Below are 24,573 nucleotides of genomic sequence, written 5' to 3'. Positions count from 1 at the left end.
GGAATTTTATAATAGTTCCGGTAGATTAATCCCGAAATTTGTTATCGAAGTAGCCAGGACTTTTTTCCTGTTCCGGCACAAGCCAACAAATTATGGACAAATCAGTCAAAAATACCTATAACATTCCTTTAGAAGCGGTAGACAGTGAGCACTGTGCGATGATTGTAGATCATGGCCTGGGCAAAATCCCAAAGATTACATCCCATACCGTGGAACTCAACAACAAGCGCGCCGTGGTAACTGCAGATCTTCCGGCTCAGACCCTATCGGAAGCCGTTGCCGCAATTCGTGACCTGGGGTATGGCGTCACCACGGTGAAGAAAAACTATGCGGTGACCAATCTTTCCTGCGCTTCCTGCGCCGGCAGTGTCGAAGGTACCCTGAAACAGATTCCGGGTGTCGTAGCCGTAGCCGTTAACTATGCGAACAATGCTGCCAAAATAGAATTCATTCCTACTATTACCGATAGCCAGGCGCTAAAAGCGGCCGTGCAGGCATCCGGCTATGACCTGATCATTGATGAAGGTGACGAAGCCCGGGAATCCCTGGAAGATATTCGAAACAATCAGCAAAAAGCCTTACAGCGTAAAGTGATTGGTGCCGTGCTGTTATCCATTCCTTTGGTCACAATTGGGATGTTTTTTATGAGCATGCCCTATGCCAATTATATCATGTGGGCATTAGCCACACCGATGGTCTTGTATTATGGGCAGCAATTTTTTGTTGGTGCCTGGAAGCAGGCGAAACACCGGTCCGCCAATATGGATACTTTAGTCGCCATCAGCACCGGTACAGCTTACATCTTTAGTGTATTCAATACCCTTTTTCCGGAATTCTGGCACAGGCTGGGCATCCATCCGCATGTGTATTTTGAAGCTGCCGGGGTAGTCATTGCTTTTATCCTTTTAGGCAAATTACTGGAAGAAAAAGCCAAAGGCAATACCTCTTCCGCCATTAAAAAACTGATGGGATTACAGCCCAAGTTTGTAACGGTGGTACACGAAGGAGGGTACCAGATGGAAATGGCCATCGCGACCATACAGCCCGGAGCCATTATATTGGTAAAACCCGGAGAACGTATTGCGGTAGATGGTAAAGTAACTTCCGGAAGCAGTTATGTAGACGAAAGCATGATCAGTGGCGAACCTGTGGCTGTGGCAAAGACAGTAGGCGAACCGGTATTCGCAGGAACCATCAACCAAAAGGGCAGTTTCCAGTTTGAAGCCCAAAAAGTAGGAGGCGATACCGTACTCGCCCAGATCATCAAGATGGTTCAGGATGCCCAGGGTAGTAAAGCACCCGTTCAAAAGCTGGTGGATAAGATCGCAGGCGTTTTTGTACCGGTGGTTATGGGAATTGCAGTGCTGAGTTTCCTCCTTTGGGTATTTTTAGGTGGCCCCAACGGATTCAGCCAGGGCTTGATTGCCTTCGTAACCGTATTAGTCATTGCCTGTCCCTGTGCTTTAGGGCTGGCTACCCCAACCGCAATTATGGTGGGCGTAGGGAAAGGGGCCGAGAATGGAATATTAATCAAGGATGCCGAAAGCCTCGAAACGGCTAAAAAAGTCAATGCTGTAATACTGGATAAAACCGGTACCATCACCGAAGGCAAACCGGCTGTAACCGCAATTCGATGGTTTACCGATAAAACCGAAACCCTGCAGGACATATTATACAGTATAGAAAAATCATCAGAACATCCACTGGCTGACGCCGTTATAGAATACCTTAAATCCGACGCCCGTTTTTTAGATCAGCTTGCTATCGAGAACAAAGTTGGTGAAGGAATTGAAGGGACGTTTCAGGGTATTACCTACAGTATCGGGAATCCCGGGCTTACCGCCAAACGGAATATCCCGGTTCCTCCGGAAGCACAGCAATGGATGGAGGCCCGCCTGGATGAAGCCCAGACTGTCGTGTTGTTCAGTAGTGCTGCCACGCTTCTTGCAGGTATCGCATTAGCCGACAGGATCAAGCCAACATCAAAAGCCGCAATTACCAAATTCCACGAAGAAGGTATCCGGGTATACATGCTGACGGGTGATAACGAACAAACCGCGAAAGCCGTTTCCGATAACCTCGGAATCGATGAATACAGAGGCAATGTGCTACCTGCAGAAAAAGCCGATTTTATAAAAAAACTACAGAGACAAGGTAAGATTGTGGCGATGGCTGGAGACGGAATCAACGATAGCAACGCACTGGCACAGGCCGATGTGAGTATTGCAATGGGCAAAGGCAGTGATATCGCGATGGATGTGGCCAAAATGACCATTATTTCGTCTGACCTGACCAAAATACCACAGGCTATTCAGTTGTCCCGACTAACAGTAGCAACCATTCGTCAAAACCTGTTTTGGGCCTTCATCTACAATCTGATTGGGATCCCGATTGCTGCCGGATTATTGTACCCGATTAACGGATTTTTACTGGATCCGATGTATGCCGGGGCTGCAATGGCACTGAGCTCCGTGAGTGTGGTGGCCAATAGCCTGCTGCTGAAAAGGAAAAAACTATGAAAAAAAACGATTATGAAACCATAGCACGACAGCTTTCCTGTCCCTCAGGGCAGGACGGCATAGGAACCGGACAGCAGATGCAGGAAACCAATGGGCACATGATCCGGGAAACCCTGAAAGTATTGGATGCCGATGGCAAATCAGTTTTAGAATTAGGGTATGGGAATGGGGCACATGTGGGGTCACTTTCCGAAATGTACCCGAATGCGGATTACCACGGGCTTGAAATTTCCACGACCATGTACCAGGAAGCGCGACAGTTAAACACTACTGGGCGGCAGTTCGATTGGTACAACGGCAAAGATATCCCGATGGACTCCGGAAGCCTTGGAGTTGTTTTTTCGGTGAATACCGTGTATTTTTGGGAAGACCCGACACAGTTGTTACAGGAAATCTACCGGGTATTGAAGGGCACAGGAGAGCTTGTGCTGGCATTCCGGGATAGGGAATTCATGGCGTCTTTACCATTTGTCGCTTACGGATTCCAACTCTATTCAACCGAAGAACTGTGCGGATTGCTAACAACCGCCGGTTTTAAAATTCGGGATACCTACCAGGGTACTGAGGTCAGCCCGAGTATCCTCCAGGATATGAAAACGAAGAATTATTGTATTATTATCGCTTATAAATAAAATTAAATATGAAAACCATACACTTTAAAACGAATATCAATTGTGGTGCCTGCGTGGCAAAAGTAACTCCGGTACTGGACGATCAAAAGGGAATCTCCGAATGGAAAGTAGATACGGCAAATCCGGATAAAACCCTGACTGTTTCTGGAGAGGATATTGCCGAAAGTGAGCTTATTGCGGTTTTGGCAAAGGCAGGATATAAGGCAACACCCCTCGATTAATGAAGGTGTTTTATGTCAAAAATATGGTATGCGACCGTTGCATTCTGGTGGTAAAACAACTGCTGGATGCAATGGACATTCCATTTAAAGCAGTAGGGCTGGGAGAGATCGAACTCGCCCGGGACCTCGAGGCCGAACAGGAAGAAGAAGTAAAGGGAAAATTAGCCGGACTCGGTTTTGAGTGGCTGGATAACCGGAAATTCATTGTGGTGGAGCGTATTAAAAGTGCTGTTATAGCCTATATCCATCACGGTAAAAATGATGGAGAAGAGTCCCTGAGCACTTATATCCAAAACACGATTGATAAAGATTACAGTTCGTTATCATCCCTTTTTACCATTACGCAGGGCATTACTATTGAACAGTATGCCATACAGCAGCGCATCGAAAAAGCCAAAGAGCTCCTGTTGTATGATGAGCTGAACCTCAACGAGATTTCCTGGAATTTAGGGTACAGCAGTGTACAGCATTTATCGTCTCAGTTTAAAAAATTAACAGGGCTTACACCCACTCAATTCAAGAAATTAAAAAATAACCTCCGCCTGCCATTGGATAAGGTAGGAACACAGCCAGAAGCACCTTAGGACTTCCGGAACTTCTCCGGGGTACTGCCATAGACTTCTTTGAATGCCCTGGTGAAATTTTGCACAAACCGATAACCACAATAGTGGGCAATCGCGTTGATGGACTGCTCCTTGTCCAGCAATAATTTCCGGGCTTCCTGCATTCGCAATACTTTGAGGTACCCAAATACCGTATTGCCATATACCTCTTTAAATCCTTTTTTCAATTTAAAATCATTCAGCCCCGACTGCCGTGCCAATTCGAGCAGGGAAAGCGGGTGGGTCAGGTTTTGCTCCACCAGTGTTTTGGCATAGTGGATTTTTTTGAGGTCATAGTCGGATAACGTATACGATTCCCGGCTGTAGTGTAACAGTTCAAATTGTTCAAGTTGAAGCATTAATAACTTAATGATCTTCGCTTCGAGGAACAAGCATTTCAAAATCCCTTTTCGTTTGCAACCTATGATTTCATTTATAATACTCTGCATTTCATGGGTGATACTGCAATTGTCCTGATGCAATAGTGCCACTTTTTCAGACGTCCTCGCATTCATAAAATAATCCAGGAAATCATAATTCTCAGGCAGTAGCTGCCGTAGGTATTCTTCCCGGAAGATGATCAGGAAAAAAGTGTTGAGGCCGGCTTGTTTGCCCGGGTCAATATAAAATTCAGGATCTGGCACATACTGCAGGTTATGTTGCAAGGGGGTATAGTGTAACGTTTTACCACTGCTATACCGTACAGTCGATTCACCCTGCAGCGAAAAATTCATGTAGAACACCGGCTCAGGACTGACAATGCGTATCGATTTTCCTTTCCCTATTGTGATAGTGCCGTGGCACAGATGGATGTGCTTAAAAAGTATTTTGCGGTAGCTGGCCTCCAAAAGGCAATCCGTGATCGAGATCGAATGTTCTACAATACCATCCGTTTCATAGCGGTAAAAGTCAATTGGGATTGCAATATCAGGAACTTTTGCGGTAGCCATTAATTCATTTGCCATAGTATTCAATTTAATCCGTACGCCATACAATTTAATCCGTCATGCATACAAGGGTATTTCTTTTAATAAAGATCTTTGCAAATATTATAATTATTTAGACTAAATACAAATAAGCATACTATTGAATTAATCAGATACCTTTAAATATGTTCCAAAACTACATTACAGCCGTACTGCATTCCGGCAAAAATAGAATGGCAAGAACGATAGTTAGTTGTTGTGCAGTGTTGAGTCCTTTAATGCTGCAGGCTCAGGAGTGGGAGGCTGTTGGAGATCCCAATGGCATTTCCCCGACCTGGGGCAGTTTCCAGAATCTTGCCAAAGACACCAACGGAAATTACTATATTTCCTATTATGACGGATCCGTGGCTAAAGGGACAGTCCAGAAATTTAACGGAACCGCCTGGAGTTATCCGGGTGGTACTGCCGGAATTACAACCGGTACCGCGACCTATAATTCTCTTGTCATCGATACCGAAGGCAACATCATCTATACCAATCAGGTGGGATGGCCGGACAGCGGGATGGAAGTACGGAAGTTTGACGGTACTGCCTGGAGTGCATTGCCCAAAGTGACGACAGGCAGTGTCAATTTCCAGGCTTCAGCAGTAGCAGCGGACGGCACCTTGCTGGCCGCCAATGGGGAAGCACAGGGTACTGTAAAAAAACTGGTCAATGGGGTATGGCAACAGGTAGGTACTACCGGTTTTGCACAGGGAGTCCCTACGTATCTTGATATGGTTGCCGGCAGCAATGGTAAAGTATATGTGAGTTTTGTCAATGGGGGGAACCTGTATGTGTATGAAAACAATACTGTGGCATCCACCACACAACCTTGGACTGCGGTAGGCGGAAACGGATTTGTGGCTTATGCTACATCTTCAGAACAATACCGGGCTTCGATGGCTATTGATGCACAGGATAACCTTTACGTTGCTTATACCTCACCATCCTCAGCGGGCAATAAAATCAATGTCAAAAAATACAATGGTACGGCCTGGTCACAGGTGGGCGCGGAGAATTTTTCCGAATACCGGGTCCATTATGTGAGTATAGCGGTAAGTGCTGCGGGTAGTCCGTATGTGGCTTTTAGTAATTTTGAAAACAGCCCTAACAATAAGAATAGTGTTATGGCTTTTGATGGTACGCAATGGCATGCGTTAGGAAGCGTTGTGGCTACCGGCGAAGCCAAATGGAATAGCCTGATCGTCGATAACGAGGCCAACCTCGTACTGGCGTATGCCGATGAATCGGTGGACAGAACGATGGTGAAGAAATTTACGATTGGTACCACCACACCAGTAGCGCCACAACCCGAAGCGGGATATTGTCCGGTAGCCTTTGTCAATGGCTGCAGCCTGTTGTCCATCAACAGTGTGGTGACAACCGGGGGAACAACCAATTTGTCCAATACCAATAGCGGTTGCTCCACCAATGGATATGGAGATTATACGGCCCAAACGCTGACTGCATCTAAAAATAGCACAGTAAGTTTTACCGTAGGATGCTCTGCCAATACTGCCTATCTGAAAACCTGGATCGACTGGAACCAGGATGAGGTTTTTGAGGATTCGGAACAGGTGTATGCGTCGGCCACTGCCGAAGGGACTACAGTGACCTTCACCGTACCGGTACCCGAAACGGCACTTACGGGAACCACCCGCATCCGTATTAAAGCGGTAGAAGGATGGGATGGCTGGACGGCCTGCTCCACTAATTCCATTGGGGAAGCCGAAGATTATACGATTGATGTAACACCGACCCTGGGAACAGGCATGTATGAAACGATCCTATTCTCCCTATTCCCGAATCCGGTGAAACAACAGCTTACAATCACTTCCGTACAGGAAATACAATCCGTGACCTTCTATTCCCTTTTAGGGCAACAAGTGCTTAAGGGCACAGGCGGGCAGCATAACATTGGCAGTTTAGAGCGGGGCATTTACCTCATTCAGGTTGATTTTACCGATGGGACGTCCAGGATCCAAAAAATAATTAAGGAGTAAAAAAGGACAATTATGTTTTTTTTACCCTAATACCGTAGCTGACTCATAGTGTATTCGCTATGAGGTATTTATGTAATAAAAAAGCCCTTTAATGTTAAATAAACACAACAGTAATTTAACCTTTTTTTAATAGTTTTGAAGGATACCATCCTAAACAGCCTCGAATGAAAAGAACTTTACCCTTATTCTTCCTACTAATTTTATTTTCGGCACTACACACCCAGGCACAGAATGCCGAAACCCATTACATCGCCCCTTGACCCTGGCAATATTGGAGTGATGCCAACGAAATTGTGGTTTCCACACAGGAGCCCGGACCTTTATCAGTCGAACTTAAAAAAAGCGACGGAACATTTCTTACAACGTTGTCCGTTACGGCAGCGGCTCCCGTTTCCTATCGGTTTGTCGGGAACCCGGTGAATACGCCGCGAAATAACACCAATACCAATTATAACGACCGTGGGCTTATTGTCACTGCGACCGGTCCCGTAGCCGTAAACATGCGGAACATCGCTTCGGACACCCCGGGTACCAGTGTGACCAATATCAAAGGCAACGCCTCACTGGTCAGTTTCGGGAATGAAGGGCTGGGGCTGAGCTTCCGGCTTGGTTATTACCGCAGCAGTTATACCGGGATTTACGGCGGCGCACCGCTCTATGCTGTGATGGCCGTGCAGGATGCTACCGTCGTGAGCCTGAACGGGGTAGTGCTGACCACCTTAAATGCCGGGCAAAGCCGATTGTTTACGGCACCCATGGGCGCCTTACTCTCTGCCGATAAAGCCGTGGTCGCCAATACCGGAACGTACGGTGATACCCCACAGGCCTGTGGCGGGAATGGAGAGGATGGTTCTGTCGACCAGATTGCACCGGTCAATAAATTAGGGATGCTCTATATGCTGGTCCGCGGAAATGGTACTGCCGGTACCGCCCCCAACCATCCGGAGCAAAGTACCATCATTGCCTCACAAGCGAATACCGTAGTCAATGTGATCAATTATAATGCTGCCGGAACTCAAATCAGTACCGCCACCTATAACCTGGCCAATGCCGGGAGTTATGTGAGTATCCATCATGGGGATGCCGCGACGATCTATTCCTCCTCCTTTGTCAGTGCCGATAAGCCGGTAGTCATTTATTCCGCCACAGCAGTCGATTGTGAGAGTGATGTGTCTACCGTATTGCCCATTGGGGGCTGTGCGGGATCGACCAAAATCACCACCCGGAAATTCATCAGTTACAACAATACCAATTTATCCTATTTTGGGTACACCATACTCGAGAGTGCCACAGAACCGGTATTTATTAATGGGGCCAATATGGAAGTCGTTACCGGAATTTCAAGGATACAAATCGGGACCACGGGATTTTACATGATCCGCTTTACGAATGCCAATATTGGGAATCCGGTAGTCATCAAGATTACTTCGGCCGCCCGAATGACCACCAGTATCATCCAGCAGGGGGAAGGCTTTTCGATGTCCGGGTTCTTTTCTGCTTTTAATGATAGCCCGTCACCCCCTACAGAAGTGATTTCTCCCGATATGTGCCAGACCACCCTTTCTACTACAGCGGGTTTATCACCCTACCAATGGTACCTGGAGGGCGTGGCAATACCCGGTGCTACTGCGGAAACCTATGACATTCAGGCTTCCGGGAATTATACCGTGATCGGGACGCGCAGTTGCGGGCTTACCGCACCTTCAGCTCCGGTATTTGTTACCCACACCACCTGTAGCGACCTCGAAGTGCAAAAAGAAGTAGCTGCTATCGCGGGCAACCAGGCTACATTTTTAATTACAGCTATTAATAATGGCGCTAATGCCGATACCAATGTGGTCGTGACCGACCTGCTGCCCAGTGGTTATACTTTTGTAAGTGCCACCCCGTCGGTAGGCACGTATACCGCCACTACCGGACTATGGACTATTGGTAACCTGGCCGTCAACAGCCCGGTAACGCTGGTAATGGTCGCGACGATGAATGGTACCGGTGATTTTGTAAATAGTGCCACAATTACGGGAACCAATCCCGATCCCGATCCGGCCAATAATACCGCACAGGCCATTGCCCACCTCAGCAGTATGAGCCTGACCAAAGCCGCCCCACAATTGATTTATTACAATGAAGGGGAAGTGGTGGCGTACAACCTGGTACTCACAAATACCGGGCAAACCCAACTAACGGCAGTAACCGTCACCGATACCAATGCTGATGCAGGCAGTATCAACCCGGCAGTGATTCCCGTATTGGCTCCGGGGCAGAGTGTTACAGTAACGGCTACCCATACCATTACGGCTGCGGATGTACTGGTGGGATCCGTTTCCAACCAGGCCACTGTAACAGGTCAGAGTCCGGATGCGCAGGCGATTACCACGATTTCAGATGATCCGTCTACCCCCGCATTACTCGATCCGACTATAGTCACGGTAACCACCGCTGCGGACCTGGTAACGGTAAAAACAAACAATCAAACGGTATATGTCCCGGGAAGTACCGTGACGTATACGATTACAATAACCAATAACGGGCCATCCAATGCCCATGACATCCAGGTGACCGATGCCTTTCCAGCGGGAATCACTCAGATGAGCTGGGCCGGCAATGGTACGGGAGGCACAGGTGCTTTAAGCGATGTGATCCCAATGTTGGCCAACGGGAGCAGCAGTACTTATACTGTGAGTATCGAGGTACCGGACAGTTATACCGGAAACCTGGTAAATACGGTAAATGTGAGCAGCCCTACCTTTGATCCCGATCTCAGTTGCCCTCAATGTACCGATACCGATGTGCAATGTACCGGGCCTGCCGTAGTCACCCCACAACCTTTGGTGGTTTGTGATGCCGGGGTCCAGGATGGTTTTACCGAAGTTGACCTGACTCAAAAAAATAATGCCATTACGGCCGGTAATGCGACGTTACAGGTGTTGTATTATGCAGATGCAACCGCCCTGGCCAATGGGACACCAATTGCCGACGCCCAGCATTTCACAACTACAGTAGCCAACAGCCAGACCCTGATTGTCGAGGTAATCGATGCCACAGGGTGTAAGTCCTATACGACACTGGAAATACAGGTGATTGGCAGTCCGGCACCTTTGCCGCCTTTGGTAAAGGACAGTTGCAATGTCAACCAGAACAGTTTTGACCTTACCGTGTATGCAGCCGAGTTACTGGGAGCACAACCGGGGCTAACGCTTGCGGGTTATTTTACCACACTTGCGAATGCCCAGAATGGCAGCCCGGCAATTACGCCCCCCAATGCCTATACTATTACGGGAACAAATGCGACAATTTATGTGCGTATTGAAAATGCGACCGGATGTTATACGGTGCGGGAGTTAAGGATCACCAGTATTCCCCCCATTATGGTGGATTTGGAGGACAGTTATCCGGTGTGCCTGGATGCCAATGGCAATGTAATGCAGAATGCGATAATCGATACCGGATTCCCGGCTACGGGCTATACTTTTGAATGGCGGTATAACGGACAGCTGATGTCCCAAAATGGCCCGATGATTTCGGTGAGTGCCGGAGGAAGTTATGCTGTCACCATATTTTCGCCTTACGGTTGCCCGTCAGCTACGGCTACGACTACGGTAGTGGTATCAAGCGGACCGGAAACGTTTACAGCAGCAGTGGTATCCGGTTATTTTTCAGATGATGCCACCATACAGGCAGTAGCTACAGGAACCGGTGATTTTGTGTACTGGCTGGATAATGGCCCGGAGCAGTATAACAATTACTTCCATCATGTGAGCAGCGGTTTGCACGAAGTGCATGTTAAGGATGCACAGGGTTGCGGGCACATTATCACCGTAACGGTAATGGTGATCGATTACCCCAAATATTTTACGCCCAATGGCGATGGATACCATGACAGCTGGAACATTTGGTCGTTGCGGGACCAGAAAGCGTCTATCATTTATATTTTCGACCGATATGAGAAACTCATTACCGCTATCAAACCTTCCGGAGCCGGATGGGATGGGAACTTTAATGGGCAGCCATTACCGTCTACTGATTATTGGTTCAAGGTGATCTTTACAGAAAACCAGTCCCAAAGAGAATTCAAGGCACACTTTTCGTTAGTGCGATGATTAAGTGACGGCAACCGGGAGGTTGTTGATTTAATCTAAAATGGATCCGTTGCAGTGCAGCGGGTCTTTTTTTTGTCCCGGTTATACCGTAGGATGCTCCTCCTGTTTTTTATAATTGCTCGGGTTGATGTTCTTCCGCTTTTTAAAGTAATTGGAGAGGTGGCTTTCATCGGTAAACCCAAATTCATAGGCGATCTGTTTGATGGTCAGCTGGTCGTTGGCAATGCGTTTTTCGATCAGCTGGATCCGCAGTTTGTTGATGTAGTCCCGATAGGTAATCGCGAAGTTCTTTTTAAAGTAGGCACTGAAATAGGTCGGGGCAATATTAAAATGTTCCGCAACCGCTTTGATCTGTACCTGTTTGGGCGTATAAATATTCTGGTGGATGTAGGAGACGATCTGCTCATTATCCAGCTGGTTTCCGGTGAGGGGGATGTTGTACATTTTCATCGCTTCTTTCAGCAGCCCAAAAATAGATAGGATCTGGTAGAACACTATAGGAGAAGTCGACACATCTTTACGGCAGTTATAGGCATGAAGTACCGGATGCGACCCACAACTGGCCGTATATTGTATCTGTAAGTGGGGATAATAAATGTGAAAAACTGGTTACTCCTACCGTTGGAGCCGACTATAAAGGAGTGAGCCTTGTCGGCAAGCGTCCATCCGTTGCCTCGGATATACAAGTAGCGCCGCAGGCCATCTGTCCCGGAGGAACCGCTACTTTAACGGCTTCCAGCACTACGGTGATCAACAACCCGGTGATAAAATGGTATAGCGATGCTGCGCTTGGAGCTGCTAATGAACTCTATACGGGAGCGGTGTATGAACCGTCACCCACCATAAATACGACCTATTATGTAACGATACAAAGTCCCGGTGCTTGTGAAAATGTACCCGGTGCTGCCCAAACAGTAAACGTAAGCCTTAACCGTACGGCAACTGCTGCGGATATTGACCCGTTACCAAACTATACAATTTGTCCCGGTATTACGGGATATTTTGGTGCTACCAGTCCTACGGTAACCAATCCGGTTTTTACCTGGTATGATGATGCAGCACTGACTACTGTACTACAGAATGGGCCTGAGTTTGAAGCCAGCCCTATTGTGACAACGACTTATTATCTTACCGTAAAAGGTGATGGTGTGTGCGAAAATGTAGTGGGGGATGCCTATGAAATCACGGTTACCGTGAATCCGAATCCACCCACGCCCATCGGGAATGCCACGCAATCCTTTTGCGAAGGTGCCACTGTTGCCAACCTGGTAACCAATGCCACGACTATTATGTGGTATGATGCTGCAACTGCGGGGATGCTTCTTGCTCCAACCACGGTATTGGTAGACGGCCAAACCTATTATGGTGCTGCCGTAGAAAACGCAATTTGCGAAAGCGAAGTACGCCTGGCTGTAACGGTGAACATCACAGCGGTACCACCGACGCCAACAGGCGATGCGGCACAAACATTTTGTGCCGAGTCACGGGTATCGGATTTGGTGACAAACGAAACGGGAGTAGTCTGGTACACTGTTGCTACTGGAGGCACGCCAGTTACTCCTACAACTTTATTAACCAATACCACCTATTATGGTGAATTGCAATCGGGAAGCTGTGTGAGCCCAACGCGACTTGAGGTCGTGGTAACACTTACTCCAAGGGCAATTTCAACGGATATTACGGCAAGCACCATCTATGTGTGTGTAGGGGAATATGGCCGTTTTGAGGCTTCCACCACCACAGTGAGCAATCCCGTATTCCGTTGGTATCAATCCGCAGGTAGTAATACCTATATACTGGTAGGTACCGGTCCGGTATTTATCCCGCCGGATCCGGCTAACCTGACCATCAATGAATATTATCGTATCACAGTGAGCGGTGACGATAAATGTGAAAGCAGGATAGGTGGCGGAAGTTCAGGAGTAGTCTCACGCCAGGTGAAGCGTTCTCAGGCAGCGGCTGGTGATATTGAGGTAGATGATCAGTCCATCTGTAGGGGACAAACGGCTACTTTAGCAATTACCGCGCCCACAATTACCTATGGGACTATAAAAGTGTATAGCGATCCGGAACTGACAAACTTACTGTTTACCAGTATCCGCACTGCTCCCACTTATCCTACTGTTACCTATACGACACCGGTATTGACTATGGACACTAAATTTTATGTTACAGTCAACAGCGATGGATACTGTGAAAATGTAGCTGGCGATGCCCATCCCGTAACAATAACGATTGCAAATGCAGGGACACCGGAAGCAGCGGACGTCAATATATGTGCAGGGGATCTCGTAACGCTAACCGCATCTATGACTACCCCAATCACCAATCCGGCCTATACCTGGTATAGTGATCCGATTTTGACTACGGTAGTAGCCACGACTGCGGATTTTACCCCAACGCCAGCATTGGAAACGACTACGACGTATTATGTAACAGTAACAGGGGATGGTACTTGTGAAGATACCCCTGGCCCAGCCAAAGAAGTCAATGTAATAGTACCTCCAAAAGAGCCCACACCAACAGGGGATCCAGTACAGACTTTTTGCTCTTATGCCGTGTTTTGGCAAATTAATATAAACAGCAGCTTTTATTTTCGATGGTATGATACCCCAACAGGTGGAACACCGTTGGACGTTAATGGGAATGTAGTGGGTGGTACAACCTATTATGCAGCACAATTCAATCCGTTTGGGCCGTGTGAAAATGAAAGCGATAGGCTACCGGTGTTAGTACAGATTACACCAGATGCGGAAATTCCTGTTTTTGCATTAGGTGATTTTTCTGAGGCCTGCCCTGGATCTACGGTTACCTATACGGCCACATCCGTCAATAGTACAAGCCTGACCTATAGCCTTAGGCCACCGGAAGCAGGGACTATTGATCCGGACACCGGAACCGTGACCTGGAATCCTGATTACAGCGGAATTTCAGCAACGATTGAAGCTGAAGCCATAGGATGTAGCACACCTGTTTATGGTATGCACAACGTGACGATGATTGACCGGGAGCTCAACTTTGAGCCAACACAGACTTTTTGTGCCGGAGCTACCGTAGCCAACTTAGTAACCGATGCGGTTTCCGTAATCTGGTATGATGCCCCGGTTTCGGGGACGCCTTATGATCCGGCCACGCCTTTAGTGGATGGACAAACGTATTATGGTATCGCCATAGAAAATTCGGTATGTGCACGGGAAGTGCCCATTTCAGTAGTAGTAACACTTACACCTATTGCCGATGCGCCTATAGTGGCAGTACCGGAGCTTTATTTTTGTACGGGGACTGGAGTACGTTTTACGGCGACCAGCCCATTGACCAATCCTGTTTTTACCTGGTATGATGATGCGGCCCTGACCAATGTAGTCTCGACTTATAGTTATTTGACTACTCCTGCACTAACTGTAAATACAACTTATTATGTAACGGTTAAAAATACCGATACTTGCGAAAGCCCGGCAGTGACCGTACAGGCCATTGCCGCCGAGCGGCCACTGGCTTCGGATATTATCACCCAAAATTCAGTACAGGTATGTGACATACCTTTACCAAGCACCGTTACCCTGACGGCCACCGTAGCATCGGAATTTACCAACGTATACTGGTATTCCAATGCAGGATTAACGAACTTAGTCAATACCGGAACCGATTTTACAATACCGGTTGCTTTCGGTCAGGCAACGCGTAGCTATTGGGTCGCGACGACCCGTACCGGAAACAGCAACTGCCAAAATAGCCCTGCGGAAGCACAACGTGTAGATGTGTATGTATTACCCGCTTATCAGCCGGACCGCATTACTGTAACTGGCAATCGCCCATTATGCCTGGGGGAAACCCAGGAGCTGGTAGCAACGGCTACTATTGATACTGGTACCGAAACCGGTATAAAGTGGTACAATGATCCGAGCTTGGATCCCGCTTTCTTAGTGCATGATGGGGCTAATTTTACCCCAGTGCTTACGGAAACGACTACCTTTTATGTACAGTTAATCGGTTATGCCTATTGCCCTAACCAGCCTAATAACGGGAAGGTTGTTGCCGTGATAGTGAATCCACAACCCGGGGATGCTACCGGTATGCTTGACCAACAGTTTTGTACGGGGGGCCGTGTTTCTGATTTGGTAGCAGATCAGGCCGGTATAGTTTGGTATGCTGCCGAAACAGGAGGTACAGCACTGAATGCTACTACTGTCTTAGTATCGGGAAACACCTATTATGGCGCGATACGACAGGGCAGTTGTGAAAGCCTGAACCGCCTGCCGGTGACTGTAACCATTAACCGTACCGCTACCGCTGCAGATATTACCCAGGTTTTTGATCATACGGTATGCTCCGGTATCGGGCTGGAAATGATTGCCAATACAACTACAGTAACCAACCCGGTTTATACCTGGTATAGTGACCCAACATTAAGTACTGTAGTATCCACTACGGCTTATTTTGGGACACCACTCTTAACGGATAACACAGCATATTATGTAACGATACAAGGTGATGGGGTATGTGAAAACACGCCTGCCACCGCCAAAGTAGTAACCATTACGGTAAGTCCACTGGTTGCGCCTCCTACGGGAGCCGCAACACAAACATTTTGTACAGGCGCTACAGTTTCCGATTTGGTCACTACCGAACCGAATGTGGTTTGGTTTAGTAACGACACCGGAGGAGCATCGCTTCCGGGAACGACACTATTGGTTGATACCACGACCTATTATGGGGCGCTGATCGATTCGGGAACGGGTTGTGAAAGTGCCACACGACTGGCCGTACAGGTACAGCTTACGCCGGATGTGACTACACCTGTTTTTGCACTGGGGGCTACTTCCAGTGTTTGTGCAGGTGCTACGGAAACCTATACTGCTACCGCAGCCAACAGTACCGGAATGACTTATAACCTTACGCCATCCGTAGCCGGGATCATCGATCCGGCAACGGGATTAGTGAGTTGGGAAATTGGATTCTCGGGTACCGCTACAATTACTGCGGAAGCAGCAGGCTGTAATGGGCCAACGAATGCCGTACATACGGTAACCGTGATTGATCCTGCGGCCGTTCCGGTATTTGACCTGGGACCCACTTCTGAAATTTGTGGAGATCCGGTTCCTCTGGCACAACCTTATACTGCCGTAGACCCCTATGGCCGTACGATTACTTATACAATGTCACCTACTGGAAATGGAATAGGTGATATTGTTAGCACAACGGGAACTATTGTATGGGCAACCTACGGTAGTACCGTCGGAAATTATTGGTTTCCAGGTGGAGAAGTGACGGTAACAGCTACCGTGATGGGTTGTAATGGACCTATAAGTGCGACACATATTATAAACAAACAGCGAAAAGCAGATACTATTTATCTGAAAGGAAGAGGCCCATCGGCTCCTACCCCTATCAGCTCTGTTTGCCAGGGTACGGTAACTTCCATGATGTATGGTGTAACAAGTAGGAGGGGTGGAACTATTATTTATTCCATGACTCCACCGGAAGCGGGTACGATAGCCACATTGCCATTTGAGGATTTTCCACCTTATGGCTTGGAATCACCGGGAGAAATCACCTGGAATCCGGATTATTATGGCCCGGCAACAGTGACCGGAACGGTATACGGTTGTGATGGTGTCAACTCTACCGCAAGCACGGTAATAACGGTGCGCGCACGGGTGGATAGTGTGGCTTTTGATTTAGGGGCTACCTCATCCATTTGTGCGGGAGCGACCCAGTTGTACTATGCGGTAGGCAATAATGAAGTTCCCGTTGGAAATAACTATACGATAACACCCGCATCTGCCGGCACCATTACCAGCTTGGTAAATGGTGCCACCATTCGCTGGAATACTGCCTTTTCCGGGGAAGCTGTGATTACCGCTACCGCTACCGGATGTAACGGTAGTGTCGCGGGAACGCATACCGTAACGGTGATCCCACTACCGGGAGCACCAACAGGAGCTACTACACAAACTTTTTGTGCTGCTGCCGCACCCACTGTAGCCCAACTGTTGGCAACTGGAAACAACATTCAGTGGTATACGGCCAATGTAGGAGGAACCTTATTGGATCCTGCGACGGCTTTGGTCGATACTAATTTTTATTATGCGTCCCAAACGGATCCTGTGACGGGCTGCGAAAGTACGGCCCGCCTTGCGGTACGCGCTTCGCTTACTGCGGCACCAGGATTACCTACAGGGGCAAGCCCACAGTTGTTTTGTGCGGCAGACGCACCTACAGTAGCCGATTTAGTGACTTCGCCAACGAATGTGGTGTGGTATGATGCCGCTGTTGGAGGGAATCTGCTTCCGGACACCACCCTTTTAACGGATGGCACGCCCTATTATGCAGCACAACTGCTGACAGGCTGTGAAAGCGTAAACCGACTGCAGGTGGTGGCTAACTTTAAGCCGCTGGCAGAAAACTTTACGGATATTGATATTCAAGAGACACCTATCTACGTCTGTGATGGCGAATATGGTACGTTCAGTGCTTCCAGTACTACGGTAATCAACCCGGTTTTCCGTTGGTATGAATTTGGGATTGGGGGTGCCTTGCTGCATACCGGACCGGAATTTACACCTCCCGATCCTGCGACGATAACCAAACAATGGATCGTTACAGTAGCGGGCGACAACAAATGTGAAGCGCTAAACAGCAGCCAGACGAAAACAGTAGTCCGGGTTTATATGCGAAATCCTGATGCCAATGCTATTACAGCAGCCGATCAGGCCATTTGTAGCGGTACGACAGCTTCGGTGCCTATTACAATAGATTCCGCAATAATAGTGCCGACTACAAGGGTATATACTACTGCCGACCTGGATCCGGCCAATAAAATAGCAGAATTTACGGCCCATAGCAATCCTGCGATTTTTACCACTCCGGTACTTACTGCAACGACTACCTATTATATTACGACTTCCGGTCCAAGTTATTGCGAGTCCAAACCGTCTAATGCCAAAGTGCTGACCATTACGGTCCATGATATTGCGACACCTACAACAGGCGATCCTACGCAGGAATTCTGTGTGGTTAGTGCCGCAACCATAGCCGACTTACAGGTGAACCAAACGAATATTGTATGGTATGATGCTGCTACCGCAGGGAATAGCCTGCCGGTAACGACAGTGTTAGCCGATGGCGGGCATTATTTTGCTGCCCTGACGGATGTTAGCGGTTGTGAAAGTACCGTGCGCCTGGATATTGAAGTGATCTTAACCGATACACCAGCACCAACGGCCGTCAGCCCACAACGTTTTTGCAGTGGCTATGGATTTACGATAGGCGATATTGTGGTCACGGGTACCAATGTGTTATTCTATAGCACCAGTACGGGTGGCACGCCATTGGATCCTACGGCAGCAGTAAATCAGCGTATATACTATGCCTCTCAGACCATAGGCGGTTGTGAAAGCTCGGGACGTACTTACATTCAGGTCTACATCATTCCTACGGCTAATGAAACGATGATCCAGTCCGATCCTGTGCCACCGGTATGTTATGGTGCATCGGCCGACCTGAGTGTACGCTCCAACTTTGTAACCAGTCCGAAATTCAAATGGTATACCGACAATACGTTGGCTTTCCTACTGCATACCGGACCCGATTATACGACACCACCTATCCTGACGACCACCAGTTTCTTTGTGACGGTACAGGATACCGTTGCAAGCCTTTGCGAAAATATTCCAGGGCGCGCTTTTGAGCTTGTGGTCAACGTAAAACCGTATGCGGTTGCTGCGGATATTACCGCTTCCGGGGCAAGTATTTGCCGCGGGACTGCAACTACTTTGGTAGCGAGCAGTGCGATTCCAAATGCGATTTTTAAATGGTACAGCGATCCTGCCCTGACCCTGGAAATACCAGCGGATGGCAGTGATCCTACAGGAGCTACTTTAACGGTAAGCCCAATAGCAGCCACAACGTATTATGCGACAGTTTTGGGTGATGGTTATTGTGAAAACGAACCGAATACCGGAAAAGACGTGACCGTCAATGTCACCGATATTGCCACACCTACGACCGGAGACCCGATCCAGGAATTCTGTGTGATCAATGCCCCAACAATAGCCGACTTACAGGTCGATCAAACTACTATTGTATGGTATGATGCTGCTACCGCAGGGAATAGCCTGCCGGTAACGACAGCGTTAGCCGATGGCGGGCATTATTTTGCTGCCCTGACGGATGTTGGCGGTTGTGAAAGTACGGTGCGCCTGGATATTGAAGTAATATTAAACGATGCGGCAACGCCAACGACTACAGACACTACGCAGGAATTTTGTGTGATCAACGCGCCAACGGTAGCCGATCTGCAGGTGAATGAAACGAATATTACGTGGTATGATTTGCCAACAGGCGGAACCATTGTTCCTCCAACAACAGCCTTAACGGATGGTGGTATCTATTATGCGTCACTGACGGATGCTAATGGCTGTGAAAGTTCGGTACGTTTGGCGATAACCGTCATCTTAAACGATGCGGCAACACCAACGACTGCAGACACCACGCAGGAATTCTGTGTGATCAACGGACCAACGGTAGCGGATCTGCAAGTGAATGAAACGAATGTTACGTGGTATGATTTGCCAACAGGCGGAACCATTATCGCTCCAACAACAGCCTTAACGGATGGTGGTATTTATTATGCTTCGCTAACCGATGCGAGCGGTTGTGAAAGTTCGGTACGCTTGGCGATAACCGTGATCTTAAATGATGCGGCAACGCCAACGACTCCAGACACCACGCAGGAATTCTGTGTGATCAACGCGCCAACAGTAGCGGATCTACAGGTGAATGAAACGAATGTTACGTGGTATGATTTGCCAACAGGCGGTACCATTGTGCCTCCAACTACAGCTTTAACCGATGCTGGTATCTATTATGCTTCGCTGACGGATGCGAGCGGCTGTGCGAGTTCGGTACGTTTGGCGATAACCGTGATCTTAAATGATGCGGCAACGCCAACGACTACTGACACCACACAGGAATTCTGTGTGATCAACGCGCCAACGGTAGCCAATTTACAGGTGAATGAAACGAATGTTACGTGGTATGATTTGCCAACAGGCGGTACCATTATCGCTCCAACTACGGCGTTAACGGACGCTGGCATTTATTATGCTTCGCTGACGGATGCTAACGGTTGTGAAAGTTCGGTACGCTTGGTGATAACCGTGATCTTAAACGATGCAGCAACGCCAACGACTACCGACCCTACGCAGGAATTCTGTGTGATCAATGCGCCAACGGTAGCGGATCTGCAGGTGAATGAAACGAATGTTACGTGGTATGATGCTTTGACTGGCGGTACCATTGTGCCTCTAACAACAGCGTTAACGGATAATGGCATTTATTATGCTTCGCTGACGGATGCTAACGGCTGTGCAAGCTCAGTACGCTTGGCGATAACCGTGATCTTAAATGATGCGGCAACGCCAACGACTCCAGATTTGACGCAGGAATTCTGTGTGATCAATGCGCCAACAGTAGCCAATTTACAGGTGAATGAAACGAATGTTACGTGGTATAATTTGCCAACAGGCGGAACTATTTTGCCTCCAACCACAGCCTTAACGGATGGCGCTATTTATTATGCTTCGCTTACGGATGCGAGCGGTTGTGCAAGCTCGGTACGCTTGGCGATAACCGTCATCTTAAACGATGCGCCGACACCAACGACTACTGATTTGACGCAAGAATTCTGTGTGATCAATGCACCAACAGTAGCGGATCTGCAGGTGAACGAAACGAATATTACGTGGTATGATTTGCCAACAGGCGGAACCATTGTTCCTCCAACAACAGCCTTAACGGATGGCGGTATCTATTATGCTTCGCTGACGGATGCTAATGGCTGTGCGAGTTCGGTACGTTTGGCGATAACTGTAATCTTAAATGATGCGGCAACGCCAACGACTCCAGATTTGACGCAGGAATTCTGTGTGATCAATGCGCCAACAGTAGCCAATTTACAGGTGAATGAAACGAATGTTACGTGGTATAATTTGCCAACAGGCGGAACTATTTTGCCTCCAACCACAGCCTTAACGGATGGCGCTATTTATTATGCTTCGCTTACGGATGCGAGCGGTTGTGCAAGCTCGGTACGCTTGGCGATAACCGTCATCTTAAACGATGCGGCCACACCAACAACTACTGATTTGACGCAGGAATTCTGTGTGATCAATGCACCAACAGTAGCGGATCTACAGGTGAATGAAACGAATGTTACGTGGTATAATTTGCCAACAGGCGGAACTATTGTGCCTCCAACCACAGCCTTAACCGATGGTGGTATCTATTATGCTTCGCTGACGGATGCTAATGGCTGTGCGAGTTCGGTACGTTTGGCGATAACTGTAATCTTAAACGATGCGGCAACGCCAACGACTCCAGACCCTACGCAGGAATTTTGTGTGATCAACGCGCCAACGGTAGCCGATCTGCAGGTGAATGAAACGAATATTACGTGGTATGATTTGCCAACAGGCGGAACCATTGTTCCTCCAACAACAGCCTTAACGGATGGTGGTATTTATTATGCTTCGCTAACCGATGCGAGCGGTTGTGAAAGTTCGGTACGCTTGGCGATAACCGTCATCTTAAACGATGCGCCGACACCAACGACTACTGATTTGACGCAGGAATTCTGTGTGATCAACACGCCAACGGTAGCCGATCTGCAGGTGAATGAAACGAATGTTACGTGGTATGATTTGCCAACAGGCGGAACCATTATCGCTCCAACAACAGCCTTAACGGATGGTGGCATTTATTATGCTTCGCTAACCGATGCGAGCGGTTGTGAAAGTTCGGTACGCTTGGCGATAACCGTGATCTTAAATGATGCGGCAACGCCAACGACTCCAGACCCTACGCAGGAATTCTGTGTGATCAATGTGCCAACAGTGGCTAATTTACAGGTGAATGAAACGAATGTAACGTGGTATACTGCTTCAACCGGCGGAACTATTGTGCCTCCAACCACAGCCTTAACGGATGGCGCTATTTATTATGCTTCGCTAACCGATGCGAGCGGTTGTGAAAGTTCGATACGCTTGGCGATAACCGTCATCTTAAACGATGCGCCGACACCAACGACTCCAGATTTGACGCAGGAATTCTGTGTGATCAACGTGCCAACAGTGGCCAATTTACAGGTGAATGAAACGAATGTAACGTGGTATAATTTGCCAACAGGCGGAACTATTCTTCCTCCAACAACAGCCTTAACGGATGGTGGTATTTATTATGCTTCGCTAACCGATGCGAGCGGTTGTGAAAGCTCAGTGCGTTTGGCGATAACCGTGATCTTAAACGATGCGGCACCACCAACAGGTGCTACTACACAATCTTTTTGCACGGCAACAATACCTACAGTCGCCAACCTGGTTGCTACCGGTGATGCGATACAATGGTATGCTTCGGCTACGGGTGGAGTAGCTTTAGACCCTGCAACGGTAGTAGTTCAGGGGGCAACCTATTATGCCTCACAGACTGCAGGTGGTTGTGAAAGTACCCAACGTTTGGCCGTGATGGTTACGCTAACCCCTGCTGCCTGGGCTGCCCTGATCGGGGTGGATCCGGTAACGATCTGTGTGGATGAAACCGCTGTTTTAACAGCCAGTACCCTGGTGCCGAATCCGGTATTTACCTGGTATGCCGATAGCAATCTGATGACAGTATTGGGTACGGGAGCACAGCTTACCGTGAGCCCGGTGGTGACAACTGCATATTATGTTACGGTAGCGGGAGACGGCTATTGTGAAAATACGCCGGGTACTGCCCAAACGGCAACGGTTACAGTAAACAGAAAAGCCACAGCGGCCGATATTACAATTGCCGACCGTTATGTCTGTACGGGTGACACCGTACTCCTGACCGCGAGTGGTACTGTAGTGAGCCCTGTGTATACCTGGTATAGTGATCCTGAATTAACCCAATTGGTCCATACCGGTGCGACCTATAGTGTAGCACCAGCGACAACGGTAACCTATTATATCGCGGTATCGGGTTATGATGTGTGCATCAACGATCCGTACACGGGCAAACCCATCACACTGACGGTAGCCCATGTGCCTACACCGACTACAAATGATCCCATACAGTCATTCTGTGGGATTGATAATCCAACGGTAGCAGACCTGCAGGTCAATGCAACCAACTTCAATTGGTATGCTACACCAACGGGAGGCAATCCGCTTCCATTGAATCAGCTGCTAACGGATGGAACGGTGTATTATGCCACCGAATCGGATTTGGTATCGGGTTGCGAAAGTGAAATACGCCTGGAAGTAACGGCGGTTCTAAGAACCGATTTGCCGGGCGATACTTCCGGCTGGAACCCGGAGGCCTGTGTCTTAGAAACGGTGACCTACACAACTGTGGCCGGAATGTCCGATTACGTTTGGTTCATAAGTGGCGGGACTATCCTTAGCGGTGGTCAACTGACGGATAATTATGTTACCGTACAATGGATAACAGCAGGTGCGGGAACGGTGAGCGTAGCTTATATCAATGCAGCCAACTGTGACCCGATTGTTGAGATCACCTTTGGGGTAACGATCACCCTTTGCGGAGATATTGCCATCACCAAAACGGTAGATGCCAGCAGTACCGTAGCAGTAGGGGATACAGTGGTCTTTACTATTGCAGCGACCAACTTGGGTACGGTAGCCTTTACCGATGTGGTCATTAACGAAACCCTGCCGGATGGGTACACTTTTGTACAAGCCTTTACAACGGGTGGCAGTTATAATCCCCTAACCGGATTGTGGACTATTGCACAACTGGAAGGTGGGGAAACACTGACCTTAAAAGTGACGGCAATCGTGAAGGGATCCGGAGACTACCTGAATGTAGCCTACCTTGAAAGTTCGTTCCCGGAAGACCCGAATCCGGATAACAACCGTGATGAAGCGACGATTACCGTTTCCGGTATTGTGATATACAACGGGCTGTCCCCTAATGGTGACGGGCAAAATGATTATTTCAATATTGAAGGGCTGGAACGCTATCCAAACAATTCCGTTGAAATCTTTAACCGGTATGGTGCCCGTATTTACCATACGAATGGATACCATACGAATGGTAATGTATTCCGCGGTATTTCCGAAGGAAAAGGTACCATTAGCAAAGGGGAGGTCGTGCCTGCAGGAACTTATTTCTATATCCTGAAATATGAAACACCCCACGGTGGTACGGTAGAACGTTCGGGTTATTTGTATGTGACACCTTAATATTAAATTCATTTTTGAGCGGTAGCAGCAGCTGCCGCATACTCTTATCAAAGCCTTCCCTCACCGGAAGGCTTTTTTGGTTTTGGCTCACAGCGAATAAGACTAACGCTCGAATAACTCACAGGTCAAAGGTGCTCAGATGGGGAGTATGATTGTTAAAAAAATAACGTTTCTACCCTATACTGTTATTAATATGGCTTTTAGGGGTATTTTGTTGTATTCTGAAACGATAGCTTTGCCTGAATGTTTAGCAGGTATGGTTTGAAATACATATCACATTAGTGTAAAAAGCAGTCTTAGGT

Annotated in this window: 9 protein-coding genes; 7 read left to right on the top strand and 2 right to left on the bottom strand. The window is 48.1% G+C overall.

Annotation, left to right across the window (positions count from 1 at the left end):
* Window positions 1–92 precede the first annotated feature (92 nt).
* Genes FK004_RS02510 through FK004_RS02495 form a run of 4 tightly spaced genes read left to right on the top strand, consistent with a single transcriptional unit; the run spans window position 93 to window position 3,956 of the window.
* Entirely contained in the window at window positions 93–2,519 is a 2,427-nt protein-coding gene (locus FK004_RS02510; protein ID WP_108735825.1) for a heavy metal translocating P-type ATPase, read from the top strand.
* Window positions 2,516–3,151 (top strand): class I SAM-dependent methyltransferase, encoded by a 636-nt coding sequence (locus FK004_RS02505; RefSeq protein WP_108735824.1) that lies wholly within the window; start codon window positions 2,516–2,518, stop codon window positions 3,149–3,151. The genes FK004_RS02510 and FK004_RS02505 overlap by 4 nt, the downstream gene beginning before the upstream one ends.
* Before the next feature lie 8 nt (window positions 3,152–3,159).
* Window positions 3,160–3,372 carry a heavy-metal-associated domain-containing protein gene (locus FK004_RS02500; RefSeq protein WP_108735823.1) on the top strand — a complete coding sequence of 71 codons (213 nt, stop codon included), beginning with the start codon at window positions 3,160–3,162 and terminating at the stop codon, window positions 3,370–3,372.
* Window positions 3,372–3,956 carry a helix-turn-helix domain-containing protein gene (locus tag FK004_RS02495; protein ID WP_108735822.1) on the top strand — a complete coding sequence of 195 codons (585 nt, stop codon included), beginning with the start codon at window positions 3,372–3,374 and terminating at the stop codon, window positions 3,954–3,956. The genes FK004_RS02500 and FK004_RS02495 overlap by 1 nt, the downstream gene beginning before the upstream one ends.
* Here FK004_RS02495 and FK004_RS02490 read toward each other — a convergent pair.
* Window positions 3,953–4,939 (bottom strand): helix-turn-helix transcriptional regulator, encoded by a 987-nt coding sequence (locus tag FK004_RS02490; protein WP_108735821.1) that lies wholly within the window; start codon window positions 4,937–4,939, stop codon window positions 3,953–3,955. The genes FK004_RS02495 and FK004_RS02490 overlap by 4 nt on opposite strands.
* 194 nt (window positions 4,940–5,133) lie before the next feature.
* On the opposite strand from FK004_RS02490, the gene FK004_RS02485 reads away from it, so the two are divergent.
* Both FK004_RS02485 and FK004_RS02480 read left to right on the top strand, forming a co-directional pair.
* The gene (locus tag FK004_RS02485; RefSeq protein ID WP_157956006.1) at window positions 5,134–6,945 is read left to right on the top strand and encodes a GEVED domain-containing protein; all 1,812 of its coding nucleotides are present in this window, start codon (window positions 5,134–5,136) and stop codon (window positions 6,943–6,945) included.
* A gap of 293 nt (window positions 6,946–7,238) precedes the next feature.
* Window positions 7,239–11,045: a T9SS type B sorting domain-containing protein gene (locus tag FK004_RS02480; protein ID WP_157956005.1), complete on the top strand. Its 3,807-nt coding sequence runs from the start codon at window positions 7,239–7,241 to the stop codon at window positions 11,043–11,045.
* A gap of 81 nt (window positions 11,046–11,126) precedes the next feature.
* Here FK004_RS02480 and FK004_RS02475 read toward each other — a convergent pair whose 3' ends face one another.
* A complete protein-coding gene (locus FK004_RS02475; protein ID WP_227871658.1) occupies window positions 11,127–11,558 on the bottom strand; it encodes a helix-turn-helix domain-containing protein in 432 nt (143 codons plus the stop codon).
* Window positions 11,559–11,686: 128 nt separating this feature from the next.
* Here FK004_RS02475 and FK004_RS02470 point away from each other — a divergent pair, with 128 nt between their 5' ends.
* Entirely contained in the window at window positions 11,687–24,271 is a 12,585-nt protein-coding gene (locus FK004_RS02470; protein ID WP_108735818.1) for an Ig-like domain-containing protein, read from the top strand.
* Window positions 24,272–24,573: the final 302 nt, after the last annotated feature.

The organism is Flavobacterium kingsejongi, from assembly GCF_003076475.1.
Taxonomy (GTDB): domain Bacteria; phylum Bacteroidota; class Bacteroidia; order Flavobacteriales; family Flavobacteriaceae; genus Flavobacterium; species Flavobacterium kingsejongi.
The sequence above is the reverse complement of the archived record's forward strand: the minus strand, read 5'-3'. Positions and strand labels throughout refer to the sequence as shown.

Excerpts from the sequence above, each read along its gene's own strand:
- FK004_RS02510 (WP_108735825.1), top strand. The coding sequence starts at position 93 with ATGGACAAATCAGTCAAAAATACCTATAACATTCCTTTAGAAGCGGTA.
- FK004_RS02505 (WP_108735824.1), top strand. The coding sequence starts at position 2,516 with ATGAAAAAAAACGATTATGAAACCATAGCACGACAGCTTTCCTGTCCC.
- FK004_RS02500 (WP_108735823.1), top strand. The coding sequence starts at position 3,160 with ATGAAAACCATACACTTTAAAACGAATATCAATTGTGGTGCCTGCGTG.
- FK004_RS02495 (WP_108735822.1), top strand. The coding sequence starts at position 3,372 with ATGAAGGTGTTTTATGTCAAAAATATGGTATGCGACCGTTGCATTCTG.
- FK004_RS02490 (WP_108735821.1), bottom strand. The coding sequence starts at position 4,939 with ATGGCAAATGAATTAATGGCTACCGCAAAAGTTCCTGATATTGCAATC.
- FK004_RS02485 (WP_157956006.1), top strand. The coding sequence starts at position 5,134 with ATGGCAAGAACGATAGTTAGTTGTTGTGCAGTGTTGAGTCCTTTAATG.